The organism is Acinetobacter piscicola, assembly GCF_002233755.1.
In the GTDB taxonomy this organism is placed as follows: Bacteria; Pseudomonadota; Gammaproteobacteria; order Pseudomonadales; family Moraxellaceae; genus Acinetobacter; species Acinetobacter piscicola.
Window position 1 is genome coordinate 54,765 of the sequence record NZ_NIFO01000006.1, and the last position, 17,849, is coordinate 72,613.

The following is a 17,849-nucleotide window of genomic DNA, read 5'->3' on the forward strand; positions in this document are numbered from 1 at the left end:
GTCATGAGTTCAATTGTCGCGATTAAAGGTTTTAATGATGTTCTTCCAACGCAAACTTCAGCGTGGAGACGTCTTGAGCAACATTTAGCATCATTAATGGATGCATATGGTTATCAACAAATTCGTCTCCCGCTTGTTGAGCAAACAAATTTGTTTAAACGCGCCATTGGTGATGCAACGGATATTGTCGAAAAGGAAATGTATACCTTTTTTGATAAAGGTAATCCGCCTGAATCTTTAACTTTGCGTCCAGAAGGCACTGCGGGTTGTGTACGAGCAATGTTGGAACATAACTTACTTCGTGGTGCGACTCCGCGTGTATGGTATATGGGACCAATGTTCCGTTATGAAAAACCGCAAAAAGGTCGTTATCGCCAATTCTATCAATTTGGTATAGAGACCTTTGGCGTAGCAACACCAGATATTGAAGCTGAAATTATTTTGTTAACAGCACGTTTGTGGAAACGCGTGGGTGTTTCAGACAAAGTTCAACTTGAACTGAATACTTTAGGCGAGTCAGGTGAGCGTGCAGAATATCGTGCAGCATTGGTTGAATTTTTAACTGCACATAAAAATGAATTAGATGAAGATTCACAACGCCGTTTAACGACCAACCCTTTACGTATTCTAGATTCTAAAGATGCTCGAACTCAGCAAATTCTTGAAAATGCACCTAAATTACATGATTTCCTGAAAGAAGATAGCATCAATCATTTTGCTCAATTAAAACAGTATTTAACGGATGCAGGTGTTACTTTTGTTATTAATCCAAAATTGGTTCGTGGTTTGGATTACTATAACAAAACGGTATTTGAATGGACGACTACACATTTAGGTTCTCAAGGAACGGTATGTGGAGGTGGTCGTTATGATGGTTTAGTTGGGCAGCTCAAAGGAAAAGCAGATCAATCTGTTCCTGCCGTCGGTTTTGGTATGGGAATGGAGCGTTTATTGCTTCTGCTTGAACAAATTGAAGACAATACGCCTGTTCGTGAATGCGAATTATTCTTGCTTTCAGATCCTGCAACTCAAGGTAAGGCATTGGTACTGGCTGAGCAACTTCGTGATCAACTTGAAGCTGTCAATAGTTCAATTCGTTTGAAAACAGGTTCTCAAGGTTCAATGAAGAGCCAGATGAAAAAAGCAGACCAATCAGGTGCGATTTATGCATTGATCTTTGGTGAGCGCGAAGCTGAAGCTCAACAGATTTTGGTCAAAGAGCTTGCGACTGCTGAACAATATGAAGTTGCGGTAACTGAAATCGTACCATTCTTCACAGAAAAATTTTCTTCAAAATAAGCCAATAAACATAAGGAAAGGGGAGTCAAATGAGCGCAATAAGTGATGATGAGCAACTAGATAGTTTAAAGTCATTTTTTAAGAAATATGGCTCTGCTATGGTGACAGGCGTCCTCATTGCATTGATTGCCTTTTTCGGATGGGAATATTGGCAGAAGAAAACTTTGGCTGAAAATCAAAATGAAACTGCGAAAGTTCAACAGTTAATGGATGATGCAAAAGCAGTTGCGGGTGATCCTAAGGCTTCGGCTGCTTTAATTACATCGGCAGATAAAATTGTCAAAGATAATCCAGATTCTGTTCAAGCAATCCAAGCGCAGATTGTGATGGCAAAGCTAGCATTTGATAAAAATGACTATGCAACAGCTGAACGTGAATTGAAAAAAGTTGAAAATTCTAAGCTAAAAGATGCTGGTTTGTTACAAGTTGTAAAGATTAAACTTGCAGATACACAGCTGGCTCAAAAGAAATTTGATGAAGCCTTGAAAACCTTGTCAGTCGTAGATGAACCTGCTTTTAAAGCGACTGCTGAAGAGTTGAAGGGTGATATTTATGTTGCAAAAAATGATATCGATAATGCTAAAAAGTCGTATCAGACAGCATGGAATGCAGTCATTGAGCGTAAACAAGAACGTCAAATTTTACAAATTAAACTCGAAAGTGTTGGCGTATTAGTAGATGATCCTGAGCTTGAACGCCCAATTTTAGAAACACAAGTGGATGAGTCTTAATGGATAGAAAATTTAAAATACCTTTTGCTTTAGCAATCTTATCTACAGCTTTAGTGGGTTGTTCAAGTAACAAAGTTAAAGAAGTAAAAATTAAACCAAATCCATTACCTAAAGTTGCTCATGCTACGAGTTTGGCACAGGTTTTTTCAAAAGATGTTTCTTCAACGAGTGAAGAAGATCCACTGCGTCTACGTTTAGATACAGAAAATGGTGTTATTTTTGCTTTAGATCCAAAGGGTGAAGTTGCTGCTTATAAAGGTAAACAGCGCTTATGGGAAACCAAGGTGACTAAAGCAGGTCTAAGCTCTGGTATTGAAGCTGCTAATGGTTTGGTTGTTGTGGGTAGCCCTAAAGGTAAACTTTATGCTTTAGATCAAGCAACGGGTACAAAGAAATGGACAGCTCAGTTGTCTGGTGCGGTGATTAGTTCAGCATTGATTCAGTCAGGTCGCGTTATTGTTGTAACCAATGATGCGACTGTATATGCCTTGGATGAAGAAACAGGTCAACAAGCTTGGACTTATAAGTTACCAAATGCTTCATTTAGTTTACGTGGACAAGCTTCTCCTGTGAGCTTAGATCCTCGTACAATTTTGGTGACGACATCTACAGGTTATATTTATGCAATTGACAGTGTAGCGGGAGTTCCTCGTTTACAGCGTCGTGTTGCAGTTTCTGAAGGTCGCTCAGATATTCAGCGTTTAATTGATGTTGATAGTGAACCTGTTGTTGCTGGACAATATGTCGTGACAACAAGTTTTCAAGGTCAAGTGACTGTACTTGATTTAGCTTCACAACGTGTTTTGTGGAGTGAGAATTCAAGCAGTATTAATCGCCCAGAAGTTTTTGATGGCAAAGTATTTGTGTCACAAACTGATGGTCAGTTGATAGCGTATGATTTGATTACAGGTCAACAAATTTGGAAAAATGAACAGCTTTTAAATCGTAACCTGAGTAATGCTGTATTGTTAGGCTCAAATTTAGTTGTGGGTGATTTGAAAGGTTACTTACACCTGATTGATCCAAACACAGGCAAAATTTTAGGACGTTCTAAAACCAGTGGCGAAGTTCGTACTTTAAGAGTTATCGATGATAATCAACTTTATGTTTCGACACGCAAAGGCGATTTAAGCATTTGGCAGAATCGATAGACTGATCATCAAATTTATTGAGTCTTGTGTTAAACTAGTCCTAATCTATTTTTTTAAACTCGGGGTGATTGAATATTCAATACCCCGTGTTTTTATTTGAATTGTCGAAAGACAAGGGCTTTGACCCTATTTCCTCCTATTTATCTGATGTTCAGACCAGTCCAACTGGCTGATCTTGAATTAAGGTTAATTTATGAAACCCGTAATTGCGCTGATTGGGCGTCCGAACGTTGGTAAGTCAACGTTATTTAACCAGATTACTAAGAGTCGTGATGCACTTGTTGCTGATTTTGCGGGTTTGACCCGTGATCGTAAATACGGTGATGCAGTCTATGAAAATAAATCTTTCATTGTTGTTGATACTGGGGGTATCGGCGAAAATGAAGGTGGTATCGACTCGTATATGGCAGAACAGTCAAAAACTGCGATTAACGAAGCGGACATTATTATTTTCGTTGTAGATGCTCGTGCTGGTTTATTGGCTTCTGACGAACAGATTGCACGTGAACTACGTACTTTAGGTAAGAAAATTTACCTTGTTGCGAACAAAGTAGATGGTGTTCATGCAGAAGCTGCCTTGGTTGAGTTCTACAAACTTGGTATGGGTGAACCATTACAAGTCGCTGCAAGTCATGGTCGTGGCGTACAGCAAATGCTTGAGGAAGTTTTAACAGATATTCCTGAAGATGAAAATCCAGAAGATCACGACAAGGCAACAGGCCTGCGTTTAGCGATTATTGGTCGTCCAAATGTGGGGAAATCTACATTGGTTAACCGTTTATTGGGTGAAGAACGTGTGGTGGCATTTGACCAACCAGGAACAACACGTGACTCAATTTATATTCCTTATGAGCGTGATGGTCGTCAATACACCTTAATTGATACTGCAGGTGTACGTCGTAAAGGTAAAGTTGATGAAATGATTGAGAAATTCTCAATTGTTAAGACTTTACAAGCCATTAAAGATGCCCATGTGATTGTGGTTGTTCTAGATGCCCGTGAAGGTGTAGTAGAACAAGATTTGCATTTAATTGGTTATGCACTAGAAGCGGGTCGTGCCATGGTAATCGCCATTAATAAATGGGATAACATGACCGAATATGATCGCAAGCAATGTAAATTAGATGTCGATCGTCGTTTTGACTTTATTCCTTGGGCGAAAGTGCATTTAATCTCGGCATTACACGGTACTGGTGTGGGTGAACTCTATCCAAGTATTCATCGTGCTTATGACTCATCGCATTTAAAAGTTTCACCTGCAAAATTAACGCAAATTTTAAATGATGCTACTGAAGCACATCAGCCGCCAATGATCGGTGGTAAGCGTATTAAAATGCGTTATGCACATATGGGCGGACAAAACCCACCAACGATTATAATTCACGGTAATAAAGTAGATAAAACATCTGCTGATTATCGTCGCTATTTGGAAAATGTATTCCGTAAAGTTTATAATCTTGAAGGGACGCCAGTTCGTGTTGACTTTAAAACGTCTGAAAACCCATTTGAAGGACGTAAATCAATGGTTGATGAGCGTGTTGCAGCACGTAAACGTCGTTATGTTCAGAAGTTTAAAAAAGCTGAGAAAAAATACAGAAGTTAAGTTTAATTTTCTGTTCAATCGAAACCCAAAGTGATCTTTGGGTTTTTTGTTTTAGTTGTGATAAAGCTTTTGATTGAAGATTGAACGCAATGATTTTCTATGCGCTTTTTATGGTCGATGTTATAATTTTCAGGCAATTTCAATGTTGCAAAAAAATATAATATAATAGATGTACAAGGTATATGAATTAGCATGATTCAATTGAATGTTACACAACTTAAATTCAGTTGTGCAGGAGATGTTTATCCTGCGCTAGAGCATATTCCTGCGATGCAACGAAGACGCTTGTCTACCATTGCCAAATTGGCATTGAATAGCGCAATCGAATGCATAACTCAGCAGAAAGTCGATTATATTGTTTGGGCATCACAATATGGTGATGAGCATAAAACCTATAAAATTTTAGAAGATGTATTACAAGATTTGACACCATCGCCTACGCAATTTTCAACTTCTGTCCATAATGCTGTTGCGGGCTTATATTCAATCTTATGTAAAGATGCAACGCCCTCAACCAGTTTGTGTGCAGATTGGTCTGAAGCAATACTTGAGGCATATGCATATCTAAAAACCATGTATCCGCAAGGGCGGGCATTGGTGGTTTATTATGATGAAGCATTGCCTGAAGTGTATGAGGAACATCAAGATTTTCAAGGTTTTTCGATGGCAGCTTTGATTAGTTTAACGTTACCAAATGCACAATTGGATGAAAAAGAATTAAAGCAAGTAGAACCTAAGTATTTAGATGCGATGCATTTTAATGAATTTTGGATACAAACTTCGCAACAAAGTTATGGTGCATGGTCAAAATGTTGATGATGAAAAGATTACGCAATAAAGTCAATTATGCGTGGCGTGTTGGTGCAACAGGCTTTAGTTTTGCAAGTTTTGGTCTAGGCGGTATAGCGATTGGTGGAATTATTGCACCATTGGTGAATCTATCGAGCCAAGAACCAAAATGTAGACAGCAAAGAGCACAACAAGTGATTCGGTATAGCTTTAAAGGTTTTACTGAAATGATGGTCAAACTGGGTATTATGACTTATGAAATTGAAGGCTTAGAGAAATTAAAACAAAGTCGTCAAGAGTTGGTCATTGCCAATCATCCTACTTTGATTGATGTAGTCGTCTTGATCGGACTTATGGAAAAGGCCAACTGTGTAGTCAAAGAAGCATTGTGGTCAAACCCATTTACCAAAGGTCCAGTACGCTCTGCGGGTTATATTTTAAATGCCGGATCAGAACAATTTATTTATGATTGTGTCGAGCGTTTGCAAGAAGATCAAGCTGCCTCTTTATTGGTTTTCCCGGAAGGTACGCGCACTGAAAAAGACAAGTCTTTGAATGAGTTTCAACGTGGTGCAGCCAATATTGCCTTGCGTGCTCAAGTTCCGATTCGCCCTGTTTTGATCCGATGTACCCCATCGACATTAACCAAGAATGAAAAGTGGTATCACGTTCCAAATAAACCATTTCATATCCAAATTAAAGTATTGGATGCGATTCATATTGATGATGTATTAGAGGATGTTCAGATTTCTCCGAAACACGTTCGTCAATTAAATCAAAAACTTCAACAATTTTTTAATCAAGAGTTATCGAATAATGAGCAATCTTGCTGATGAATTAAAACAAATGATCATAGATGTACTTGCCCTTGAGGACATCAGCATAGATGATATCGACACTGAAGCACCTCTATTTGGAGATGGCTTAGGTTTGGATTCAATTGATGCATTAGAGTTAGGTTTGGCATTGAAAAAACGTTACAACATTCATTTGAATGCCGAGTCTGCTGATACTAAGCAGCATTTTAAATCGATTCAAAGTTTAGTTGCTTTGGTAGAAGCACAGCAAAAAGCATAAGAGGTTAAGATGTTAACGCAAGAACAAATTCTAGTAAAATTACGCGAATGGATGGAAGAGTTATTTGAAATTGAACCTGACGAAATTCAGCTTGATTCAAATCTTTATTCTGACCTTGATGTAGATAGCATTGATGCAATTGATTTAGTTGTAAAAATTAAAGAATTAACAGGCAAACAAGTACAACCTGAAGATTTTAAAAATGTACGCACTGTACAGGATGTTGTGACAGTCATTCATAATATGTTTGCTGGATGAAGCATGTATTTAAAGGGATTATAATCATTCTCATGGTTATCTATCCCTTTTTAGTCGGATGGAGCTTATCACACGGTCATTTTCTGTGGGTGAGTGTGATTCTGATTGTACTGGGTATTGTGCGTTTATTTAGTCAAGGCAATCATTTAATGATGCCACTGACTTGGTTTGCAATACTTTGTGGAAGCTTAAGCTTGCTATTGAAAGACCATGCTTGGCTAAAAATGTATCCTGTGTTGATGAGTGTTGGTGCGGGTATTATTTTCGCATCAACCTTGATTAAACCACCTTCGATGATTGAGCGTTTTGCACGTCTTGCTGAGCCAGATTTACCAGAATCAGGTGTAATTTGGACACGGAAAGTCACCATTGTTTGGTGCATTTTTTTTGTGATGAATGCTTTGGTTGCTCTGTATAGTGTGTTGTTTGCACCTATGCGGTTTTGGGTGATTTATAATGGTTTTATTTCCTATGTATTGATGGGAATTTTATTATTGGGCGAATTTATTTTACGTAAACGTCAACAGCGTATAAACCAGCATGTGACCATGTCAGATCAGATTGATCCAAGTCCGAATGATTCAAGTAAGACTCATTTAAAAAAGAGTGATTTAAAGAAATGATAGCGTGTCATTTTCAAATGCATATTTTTACGCAAAATATTTTGTGTATTCAAGACGATCTGAGCCAAATCCGTTTTGTCGATTTTTGGCAGGATGTGTGTGAGCAAGCGTCATTGATGTACAGATTAGATGCAGAGCAATACGCACTTTGGGAAAATGACAGTTATGAGTTTTTAGTTTTATTTTTTGCAGCATTATTAGCAGAAAAACAGGTGTTGATTGCACCGAATCGAGTCAAAGATCTTGAATCTGAATTGGCAGAACAAGGAATTTATTTTCTTGAGCGCCAACCAAGCATTGTTCAAAATATTCCAAAAATGTTTGAACTTTCAGTTCTAAATTTAGATGAGAATTTTTTAACACAGGCGCAAGTTTATTTTTATACCTCAGGTTCAACAGGGCAACCCAAAAAAATCCCACGTACATTGCGTCAATTACTCAATGAAGTACAAGGTTTAAATCAAAGTTTTGATTTAGCCGAGTCTATTATTGCGATTGCCACAGTGAGTCATCAGCATATTTATGGTTTGTTATTTAAATTGCTGTTACCACTTGCTAGTGGACGTAGTTTTTACAATCCACAGTTGGCTTTTCCAGAAAATGTTGTAGAAGCGCAGCGTAAGCTTGCACGATTGCAACAAGCTAATTATGTGGTTTCTAGTCCAGCTTTATTGAAACGTTGGACCAATGATGTGATTTTGGAAAATTGCCAGTGCATCTATTCTTCAGGTGGGAAATTAGATGCGGGTGTACGAGCAGGGTTAAATCGTCCGATTATAGAAGTCTTGGGGAGTTCTGAAACAGGTGGGATTGCTCATCGAAATCAAGATGATGCATTATGGTTACCCTTTGCTAATGTTGATATTCAAGTCACTGAAAATGAAGAACTAGGTGTTCAGACGAATCATGCATTTAGTGAAGATTGGATCTTTACGGGTGATCGTGTAGAACTGGTAGAAGCTTTAAATCCAAAAAGTGCATTTAAACTTTTAGGACGTTTAGACAGGATTATAAAATTAGAAGAAAAGCGTCTGAGTTTAGATGCGATAGAACATAAGATTTTAAGTTTAAATGAAATTGTAGATTGTCATGTATTACTCATAGAGCATGAACATCGACAAATTTTAACTTGCATTGCTGTATTAAATGAAAATGCTCAATCGATCTTAGTTCAAGGTAATAAAGCAAGTTTTGTAACGCATTTAAAAAAACAATTAAAAGATAAATTGGAAAGTATTGCCATTCCAAGGCAGTGGCGCTTTTTGTCGAAATTACCTAGAAATACCCAATCCAAATTGAATAAACAAGCCATGCAAGATTTGTTTAAGCCCTTGCTTTTACCTATTGTTTTAGAACAGCAAAATATGGCAGATCAGACGGTTTTTCTGTTGGAGTTTCCTCCTGAATTGGAGTGTTTTAAAGGGCATTTTCCAAATTTTCCAATTTATCCAGGCGTCGGGCAAATTGGATTTATTCAGCAATTTGCCAAACAGGTTTGGGCTGATTTAGCTTGGTGTAATGGTTATGAACAGTTGAAATTTCAAGATTTAATTAAGCCTTATTCAGAAGTGCAACTAACATTACAGAGAAAGTCGCATAAGATTTACTTTGAAATGTGTTCAGGTGAGCACAAACTCGCATCAGGACGATTGTTGTTTGAAGTAAATCAACAGGATTCTTTAAATCATCAGGTTGTGACTGGGGTGATGCATGTCTGATTATGGATTCATTGTCCCCGTTTATAATCATCCACATTATATTCAGGCTTTAATTGAGTATTTAACGCAATTTGAACTACCGATTATTTTAGTCAATGATGGTAGTGATGCAGAATGCACACAGCTTTTACGTGATATTGAAGGTCAGTTTAAACAGATCATTCTCGTTGAACATGCGCAGAACCAAGGTAAAGGTCAGGCAGTGATTACTGGATTGAAGAAAGCCGTTGAACTAGGCTTGAGCCATGCTTTACAGATTGATTCAGATGGACAGCATGATTGGAATGATATTGCAAAATTTATTGATATTTCAAAACAATATCCACATGCCATGATTATTGGTCAACCCGTTTTTGATGAAACAGTTCCGAAAGGTCGCTTGTATGGACGTTATGCCACGCATATTTGGGTGTGGATTAACAGTCTATCTTTTGATATTAAAGACAGTATGTGTGGTTTCCGGGTTTATCCATTGGCGGAAACACTGCCTGTTATTCAAACGGCTAAATTTCAATTGCGTATGGGTTTTGATAGTGAAATCTTAGTGCGCTTAAAATGGGACAATGTTTGCTTTGTGAATGTACCTACAAAAGTCATTTACCCCGAGCAAGGTATTTCACATTTTCATGCATGGCGTGACAATTTAGGTATGAGCAAAGCACATTCACGACTTTTTGCAGGAATGTTGTTACGTTTACCGACTTTACTCAGAAATAAATACAAAGGTTCAGTAGATGACTGAATCGCAATCACCACAGTGGAATCATTTAAAAGAAAAGGGTGGAATGCTGCCCTTAATGCTGATGTTGTGGTTTTACCGTTTAGGCGGCAGAGTGTTATGCCGTATTGTCTTGTATTTTGTAATTATGTGGTATTGGTTATTTTCAAATATTGCTAAGCAAGCTTCATTACAATATTTAAATCAATTGCATCGTTTTGCAGGTGAACAATCACCTTTTCCGCAAGCGCCTACACTTGCAAATAGCTATACACATTTCATGCAGTTTGGCGAATGTATTTTAGATAAAATTGAAGGCTGGTTAGGCAATATTCCAGAACAAAAACTGAATTTGCACGGTCATGAACATTTCCAAGCGCATTATCAAAAAGGTGCAATTATTCTCGTATCGCACTTTGGAAATATTGAATTATTGCGTGCGATTAAGTCAGAAAATCCACAAAAAATTAATGTATTGGTTTATCAAAAACATGCAACTAAGTTTAATGATTTTTTGAAAAAAATTAACAGTAATGCAGATGTACATCTGATTTCTGTAGATGAACTGGGTATTGAAACCGCTGTACTTTTACAAGAGAAACTTGAACAAGGTGAATGGGTCATTTTAGCTGCGGATCGTGTTCCTGTGCAGTCGCAACGTGTACAACGTGTAAATTTTTTAGGTGAAGAAGCCGATTGGCCTCAAGGTGCTTGGATTTTAGCGAGTTTGTTGAAGGTACCGTTATTGGCTGTATTTTGCTATCGGCAAAATCAGCAGTTTGATGTGCATATTCATTTGCTTGCGGAAAAGGTTGAATTACCACGTGCTAACCGCTTGATTGCCATGCAGAATTTCACTCGAAAATATGTGGAAGTGCTAGAGCAGCATTGCATACGTGCACCCTATCAATGGTTTAATTTTTATAATTTTTGGAATAAGTAGTTGAAAAATAAAGATATGAAAGTTTTAGTTGTTGGTGAACAACCTTTAACGATAGAACAAGTTGTTGCAGTGGCTCAGAATCAATGCCAAGTGGCTTTGCCAACATCGCAACAATGGCAAAGTTTGATTCAGCGTGGTGCTGATTTTCTAGACCAATTGCTAGAAGAAGAAGGTGTCATTTATGGTGTGACTACTGGATATGGTGACTCATGTTTAGTCGAAATTCCACCGCATCAAGTACATGAATTACCGTTACATTTATCTCGCTTCCATGGTTGTGGACTAGGACAAAATCTTGATTTGATGACCGCACGTGCTGTGGTAGTGACACGTTTGTGTTCACTGGCACGTGGTTATTCAGGTGTATCTTTGGTTTTGCTAGAGCGTCTAGTTTGGATGCTCAATGAAAATATTATCCCTGTGATTCCATCAGAAGGTTCTGTCGGAGCAAGTGGTGATTTAACGCCATTGTCTTATATTGCAGGCGCATTGGTCGGTGAGCGTGATGTTTATCAAAAAGAACAAAATAAAATCGTACCGATTGCGCAAGTCTATGCAGAATACCAATTAGATGCTTTAGTGCTCCGTCCGAAAGAGGGGCTAGCACTCATGAACGGCACGGCTGTAATGACAGCAATTGCTTGTTTAAATTATAAAAAAGCTGAACAAATTTCTCTTGTAAGTACTTTAGTTACTGCAATGAATGTTTTGGCTTTAGAGGGTAATCCTAGTCATTTTGATGAAGTTCTATTTGCACAAAAACCACATCTAGGTCAGCAAAATATTGCCGCGCAATTGCGTACTTGGTTGAATAGTGAAGTACAAACTGAGCACCAAAGCCCACGTTTGCAAGACCGTTATTCATTACGCTGTGCACCGCATGTGATTGGTGTTTTTGAGGATTCGAAAACGTGGTTACGTCAATTTATTGAAAATGAATTGAACTCAAGTAATGACAACCCACTGATTGATCCTGTGAATTTAAGAGTTTTGCATGGTGGTCATTTCTATGGTGGGCATATTGCCCAAGCCATGGACAGTTTAAAAATCATGATTGCTAATATTGCTGATCTAATGGATCGTCAATTGGCACAACTGGTAGACCATAAAATGAATCATGGTTTACCACGCAATCTGACGGGTTCGAGCCTTGAACGTTTACCGTTAAATCATGGTTTTAAAGCGGTTCAAATTGGTGTATCTGCATGGACAGCAGAAGCGTTAAAACAGACGATCGCTGCTTCAATCTTTTCTCGTTCTACAGAATGTCACAATCAAGACAAAGTGAGTATGGGGACGATTGCGGCACGTGATGCCAGTCGAGTGATTTTATTAACAGAACAAGTCATGGCTGCTTTAAGCTGTGCAGCAGTGCAAGCTATTCAACTGAGAGGATTGAGTGAGCAATTGGGAGGCGTATTAACGCAGTTCCAACACTGGGTGCTTGAAAGCTTCACTTTTGTAGAAGAAGATCGTGCTTTACAACATGATTTACAACGGTTGGTTGATCGTTTTGAGCAGTTTGAATTGCTGAATCCAACAGATCAAAGCTTAAAATGGTACTAATTGGAAATGGAGCTAGTCTGTAATGGAGCTAAGTTATGCATGCTGATGTAATTATTGAAATTCCATTTCATGATGTAGATACCATGAATATTGTTTGGCATGGTCATTATATCAAATACTTTGAAATCGCACGTTGTAAATTATTGGACGAATTTAATTATAACTATGTGCAAATGAAAGATTCTGGTTATGCATGGCCAGTGATTGAGAGCTATGTACGTTATGTTCAAGGCATCGAATTTCAACAGAAAATTCGTGTACGTGCTATTTTAAAAGAATGGGAAAATCGTTTGAAAATTGAGTATCAAATTTTTGATGCCAATACAGATAAGCGCTTAACCAAAGGATTTACCTCGCAAGTTGCTGTGAATATTGAAACACGTGAAATGTGCTTTCAGTCGCCACAAGTATTGTTGGATCGTTTAAATGCATGGTCTATGTTTTCAGCGACTTAGTCTAAATCTTTATAGGAAATGATCATGAAGCAAAATACAACTTCAATGTCTCAACAAACGCAGTCTATTCATTTGACATTGAGTTTAAAGTCGCTTGTATTATCGAAAGCGATGAAGTCTTTGTGGATGTTCATGAGTCTTGTTTTGAGCATGCTGTTTTGTGTAACTTATGCAAATGCTGCGCAGGCTCAAAATACTCAAGTGGGACAGATTTTCAAGCAACTCTCAACAACACCAACAGTACGTGCCAATTTTCAACAGCAGAAGAAATTAGCGTCTTTAAATAAAACCTTTGTTTCAAGTGGAACGGTATTATTTTCTAAACAATATGGCGTTTTGTGGCAAATTCAAAAGCCTGTGCAAGCCAGTTTGATTGTGACACCTCAAAAGTTAGTGCAAAAAACTCAACGTACTTATAGTCAAATTGAAATTGATAAATCACCTTATGGTTCTGTTGCAACTATGTTTTTACAGTTGATGTCAGGCAATGAAACCGCTTTAGCAAAAAACTTCAATATTGTGTCTGCAAATTACACACCTACGCAATGGAATGTGACTTTGACACCCAAAAGCAGTTTATTTAAAAAATTATTTGATCGTGTAGAAGCGCAAGGACAGCGTTATGTAGACCGTATTGTGATTACGGAAAAGGCCAATAATTCGACTGTCATTCAATTTAGTCAGCATAATCCACAACCTATTCAACTTATGGCTTCAGAAGATGCACTTTTCAAATTGGCCAAATAGATTTACAGCACTTTGGGTCGCAACTTTATTGTGTGTCGCTTTAAGTTTGGCCTATTCATGGTTTAAGCAAGAGATTCACATTCAAACCAATATTTTTGCGTTATTGCCGAAAGAACATCAAGATGTGCAATTAGAGAAAACACAAGAATATGTGAATCAACAACTCAATAATAAAGTCTTTTTAGTGATTGATGCACCGAGTGATCAAGTGCTCAATCAAGCTACAGATATTCTAAAGCAACAAGTCACGAATTCTCAGTTGTGGCAGCCGTTAAAACCACAATTGGATACTGAAAAATTTGCACAAACTTTATATCAACATCATGCAGGTTTACTCAGTTCGGAAGATACTGAACTGTTAAAACAAAAAGATTATGCTGCTTTGACTGAGCAGGCATTATTACAGGTGATGAGTCCGGGTATGCCTGTCACAGCAGATCTACTAAATAAAGATCCACTCTTGCTTTTCCCTCGCTTTGCGATGGGCCTGTCCAATCAGAAAACAGATCAAACGATTGATATGGAACAGGGTTTTGCCACCATCCATGATGAGCATGGAAACTCTCGTTTTTTTAGCTTAGAGCTGACTCAAAGCCCATATAATATTGATTATCAAGAAAGTACAGCAGTTTGGATGCAACAGGTTGATACTGAATTAGGCAAATTAAACGTCAAAACTCATTGGACTGGAACGCTGCTCTTTTCAAGTTTTGGTACGCAGTCGGCTGAAAAAGAAATTTCAACCATTGGCTTAGGTTCAAGTCTAGGGGTTTTGCTACTGGTCTGGTTTGGTTTTAGATCATTACGTCCGATGCTCACTGAGTTTATAGCCGTGAGTAGCGGGATATTGGTCGCATTTACTGTAACACATTGGATTTTTGGCGAAATTCACCTCATGACTTTGGTGTTTGGTGCAAGTTTGGTCGGTGTATGTGTCGATTTTTCTTTTTATTTTATGGCGTTACAATCTCAGCACCGTAAGACAGATGGTTTTACTATTCTAAAACCTGTTTTACCCAGCCTATTTATGGGTTTGATGACGACTTTGGTGGCTTATGTATTTTTGACCTTTACGCCATTTCCAGGTTTTCGCCAAATTGCAGTATTTTCAATCGTTGGACTCAGTGCTGCATGGGTTACTAGTATTTTGTTGTTACCTCGCTTGAAAGCATTGAATGCACAACCTGCGATTCATACGCTACGTTTCATTGGGCTGACACGTCATTATTTTTTACAGCATAATATTTTGCGTTATGCCGTGATTGTTGTGATTATTTTAGGATCGACCACCAGTTTATATTTCTTAAAAGCCAATGATGATATTCGTAATTTACAGAGTATGGATCAAAAGCTGAAACAAGAAGACCGCTATGTTCGTGAGCGTTTTGGTCAGCAACAAAGTAGTGATTATTTTGTCATTCGGGCAGAAAATACGACACAGCTTGAACAACAAGAGCAGGCATTGTTGTTGAAGTTAAAGCAATTACAGCAACAAGGGGATTTACAGGGTTTTCAAGCGATCGGGCAATCTGTCCCTGCTATTGCAACACAGCAGGAAAATATCCAGTTATTACAACAAATTCCAGCAACAGAACTAAAAGCTTATGCTGTAGCAATGCAATTGAATGTAGATGATGTCATGGCATGGCAAAAACAATTGGTGAATCAGCCTTTGTTGAAACTCAGTTCATTCCAAAATCATCCTTTAGCCTTTTTACAACCGAATCAAAATCAGCGTTTGGTTTTGGTTCAAGGGATTCACAATCCTAAAAAAATGCAGCAACTTGAAACAACACAAATTAAACTATTGCAGCCTGTAAGCAGCTTATCTCAATTATTTCAACAGCATCGTATACAAGCGCAGTATTTACTCCTTTATGCATTGATTGCTTTAGTGATTGGCTTGAGTGTTATTTATGGAATTGGCTCAATCATTGCCTTAATATTACCTGTAAGTTTAGCTTTACTGAGTACTTTTGCTGTACAGGCATGGTTAGGCGTAGAAATTAACCTATTTAGTATTATGGGAACATTTTTAATTATTGGAATTGGTGTGGATTATGCGATTTTTTATCGACATGGACATGACCATCCACAAGTGGTTGGAATGGCATTATTTTTATGTATGATGTCGACTTTACTTGGTTTTGGTTTGCTGTCGTTTAGTCATACCTACGCCATTCATTGTTTTGGTTTGACCGTTTTATTTGGTGTGATTTTTTCATTTTTGTATGCCACAATTTTTACCAAAGCAGATGACCAACACCGTGTTATTTTTCAAAATCAGCAAGATAGCTGAACACTAAGAGAGAATAATGAATTTAATTCAGCAAACAGATGTATTAATTATTGGTGCAGGGCCATCGGGTAGCTCAGCAGCCGCATTATTATGTAAAAAAGGCTATACAGTCACGATTATCGAAAAACAATACTTTCCTCGCTTTTCAATCGGTGAATCTTTACTACCTCAGTCGATGGTTTTCTTAGAAGAAGCAGGCTTATTAGATACGATTAAAAACCATGTTGATGAATATGCATTTCAATTTAAGAATGGTGCAACTTTTTTAAAAGGGCAACAACGTAGCTTTTATGACTTTACTGAGAAATTTACAGATGGCCCAGGTACGACATGGCAAGTGAGGAGAGCGAATTTTGATCAACTTTTAGCACAACAAGCTGAACAGTATGGTGCTGAAATTCGTTTTGGGCATGAAGTCACTGCCGTTGATGTTGCAACACAACATCCGATTTTAACGGTCAAAGATGAACAAGGCGAACCCTATCAAATTCAAGGTAAATTTTTATTAGATGCCAGTGGCTTTGGGCGAATTTTGCCGAAATTTTTAGACTTAGAAAGTCCATCAGATTTTCCAGTACGCCGTGCTATTTTTACGCATATTGAAGATGGAATTGTAGATGATCCAAGCTTTGATCGTGAGAAAATTTTAATTGCGGTGCATGAAAAAGATCCACGTGCATGGTATTGGTTAATCCCGTTTGCAGATGGTCGCTCTTCATTTGGGATTGTAGCTGAACAAGATTTCTTTGAAAAATACCAATTCGATGATAGCAGTGCTGAAACTTTGCAGGCGACATTTGAACGTATTCTTGCTGATGAGCCAGCCTTGTCTCAGGTATTGCGCAATAAAAAGTTTGATACGGCAGTCAGAACCTTGGTGGGCTATTCTGCCAATGTGAAGCATTTGGCAGATCGTAATTATGCTTTGTTGGGCAATGCAGGTGAGTTCTTAGACCCAGTCTTTTCTTCAGGTGTGACCATTGCTTTAAAATCATCAAGCTTGGTTGTTCCTTTGCTTGAACGTGTCTTAAAGGGCGAAACTGTTGACTGGATGCAAGAGTATGAAAAACCGTTAAGAAAAGGAATTAAGGTGTTTCGTGCCTATGTTGAGTCATGGTATGAAGGCGAGTTTCAAGATGTTGTATTCTCCAAAAATCAAAACGACAAAATTCGCCGTATGATCGCATCATTATTGGCAGGCTATGCTTGGGATGATACAAATCCAATTCATAAAAATCCGAGACAACGTCTCAATACTTTAGCTGAGTATTGTCGTGAGGAGCAGTCACATATTGCTTCGATTGGAATTGAATAATGCTGAATAAATGGAAACATTGTGCTTTGGCTATATTGCTGATCTTGCCTTTAACCGCATGTCAGCAAATGCTTCCTAAAGCACAGGGCTTAGCAAATTCACAATGGATTGCACAGCATTATCAGCGCCAAGATTTGGTTGAAGTACAGTGGAAAGCGCACAGTTTTAGTTTTTTGTTATACCAACAGCAGCAAGATAAAAACTTAGATTTATTAGCATTGAGTTTGACAGGACAGCAACTTTTTAAGTTAGGTTTCGATGGGACGAAAGTTAAGGTTGAACAGCGTATTGATCAAATGAAGCTTTTGCCTTTTGATTTTTTAGTGCGTGATATCTTGTTTGCAACTTATCCAAATTTTATTGCTTATCCGCCTAAAGATGTTCAAGTAGAGAACACACAACCAGATCATTCAACTAGGATACAGAATATTTTGATTCATCAAAATAAGGTATTAACAATTCGACATACGCAAGATCATATCGAATTGGATAATGTACAAGTGCCGTATCAAATGGTGTTTAGCGAAGTACCGAATACTTTGGAAAATAATGAGTAG

17 protein-coding genes and 1 pseudogene are annotated in these 17,849 nt (G+C 38.0%); all 18 read left to right on the forward strand.

Annotation, left to right across the window (positions count from 1 at the left end):
• Positions 1-3: 3 nt before the first annotated feature.
• The 18 genes and pseudogenes from hisS to CDA10_RS11185 all read left to right on the forward strand — a co-directional run bounded on the left by hisS (position 4) and on the right by CDA10_RS11185 (position 17,849).
• Positions 4-1,299, forward strand: a complete 1,296-nt coding sequence (gene hisS, locus CDA10_RS11100) for a histidine--tRNA ligase (RefSeq protein WP_089605672.1) — start codon at positions 4-6, stop codon at positions 1,297-1,299.
• Positions 1,300-1,328: 29 nt separating this feature from the next.
• A complete protein-coding gene (locus CDA10_RS11105) occupies positions 1,329-2,030 on the forward strand; it encodes a YfgM family protein (RefSeq protein WP_089605673.1) in 702 nt (233 codons plus the stop codon).
• Complete coding sequence (gene bamB / locus CDA10_RS11110) at positions 2,030-3,181, forward strand: outer membrane protein assembly factor BamB (protein WP_089605674.1); 1,152 nt, start codon at positions 2,030-2,032, stop codon at positions 3,179-3,181. The genes CDA10_RS11105 and bamB overlap by 1 nt, the downstream gene beginning before the upstream one ends.
• Before the next feature lie 193 nt (positions 3,182-3,374).
• Complete coding sequence (gene der, locus CDA10_RS11115) at positions 3,375-4,784, forward strand: ribosome biogenesis GTPase Der (protein ID WP_089605675.1); 1,410 nt, start codon at positions 3,375-3,377, stop codon at positions 4,782-4,784.
• A gap of 192 nt (positions 4,785-4,976) precedes the next feature.
• Positions 4,977-5,600, forward strand: a complete 624-nt coding sequence (locus CDA10_RS11120; protein WP_089605676.1) for a beta-ketoacyl synthase chain length factor — start codon at positions 4,977-4,979, stop codon at positions 5,598-5,600.
• Complete coding sequence (locus tag CDA10_RS11125; RefSeq protein WP_407640373.1) at positions 5,585-6,406, forward strand: lysophospholipid acyltransferase family protein; 822 nt, start codon at positions 5,585-5,587, stop codon at positions 6,404-6,406. The genes CDA10_RS11120 and CDA10_RS11125 overlap by 16 nt, the downstream gene beginning before the upstream one ends.
• The gene (locus CDA10_RS11130) at positions 6,390-6,650 is read left to right on the forward strand and encodes a phosphopantetheine-binding protein (RefSeq protein ID WP_010112696.1); all 261 of its coding nucleotides are present in this window, start codon (positions 6,390-6,392) and stop codon (positions 6,648-6,650) included. The genes CDA10_RS11125 and CDA10_RS11130 overlap by 17 nt, the downstream gene beginning before the upstream one ends.
• Before the next feature lie 9 nt (positions 6,651-6,659).
• On the forward strand, positions 6,660-6,908 hold the full coding sequence (locus CDA10_RS11135; RefSeq protein WP_089605677.1) for an acyl carrier protein: 249 nt from the start codon (positions 6,660-6,662) through the stop codon (positions 6,906-6,908).
• Positions 6,905-7,444 (forward strand): annotated as a pseudogene (locus CDA10_RS11140) (septation protein IspZ); the annotation flags it as partial. The gene CDA10_RS11135 and the pseudogene CDA10_RS11140, both read left to right, overlap by 4 nt.
• 86 nt (positions 7,445-7,530) lie before the next feature.
• The gene (locus CDA10_RS11145) at positions 7,531-9,249 is read left to right on the forward strand and encodes an ApeI family dehydratase (protein WP_089605816.1); all 1,719 of its coding nucleotides are present in this window, start codon (positions 7,531-7,533) and stop codon (positions 9,247-9,249) included.
• Positions 9,242-9,991, forward strand: coding sequence for a glycosyltransferase family 2 protein (locus CDA10_RS11150; RefSeq protein ID WP_089605678.1), 750 nt, complete (start codon positions 9,242-9,244; stop codon positions 9,989-9,991). Before CDA10_RS11145 ends, CDA10_RS11150 begins: the two co-directional genes overlap by 8 nt.
• Entirely contained in the window at positions 9,984-10,910 is a 927-nt protein-coding gene (locus CDA10_RS11155) for an LpxL/LpxP family acyltransferase (RefSeq protein ID WP_089605679.1), read from the forward strand. Before CDA10_RS11150 ends, CDA10_RS11155 begins: the two co-directional genes overlap by 8 nt.
• A 15-nt stretch (positions 10,911-10,925) precedes the next feature.
• On the forward strand, positions 10,926-12,476 hold the full coding sequence (locus CDA10_RS11160) for an HAL/PAL/TAL family ammonia-lyase (protein WP_089605817.1): 1,551 nt from the start codon (positions 10,926-10,928) through the stop codon (positions 12,474-12,476).
• Between the two features lie 35 nt (positions 12,477-12,511).
• On the forward strand, positions 12,512-12,931 hold the full coding sequence (locus CDA10_RS11165) for an acyl-CoA thioesterase (RefSeq protein ID WP_089605680.1): 420 nt from the start codon (positions 12,512-12,514) through the stop codon (positions 12,929-12,931).
• A gap of 126 nt (positions 12,932-13,057) precedes the next feature.
• Positions 13,058-13,678: a LolA family protein gene (locus CDA10_RS11170; RefSeq protein WP_228704627.1), complete on the forward strand. Its 621-nt coding sequence runs from the start codon at positions 13,058-13,060 to the stop codon at positions 13,676-13,678.
• On the forward strand, positions 13,653-15,977 hold the full coding sequence (locus tag CDA10_RS11175) for an MMPL family transporter (protein ID WP_089605681.1): 2,325 nt from the start codon (positions 13,653-13,655) through the stop codon (positions 15,975-15,977). The genes CDA10_RS11170 and CDA10_RS11175 overlap by 26 nt, the downstream gene beginning before the upstream one ends.
• A gap of 16 nt (positions 15,978-15,993) precedes the next feature.
• Complete coding sequence (locus CDA10_RS11180; protein ID WP_089605682.1) at positions 15,994-17,292, forward strand: NAD(P)/FAD-dependent oxidoreductase; 1,299 nt, start codon at positions 15,994-15,996, stop codon at positions 17,290-17,292.
• Positions 17,292-17,849: a DUF3261 domain-containing protein gene (locus CDA10_RS11185; RefSeq protein ID WP_089605683.1), complete on the forward strand. Its 558-nt coding sequence runs from the start codon at positions 17,292-17,294 to the stop codon at positions 17,847-17,849. Before CDA10_RS11180 ends, CDA10_RS11185 begins: the two co-directional genes overlap by 1 nt.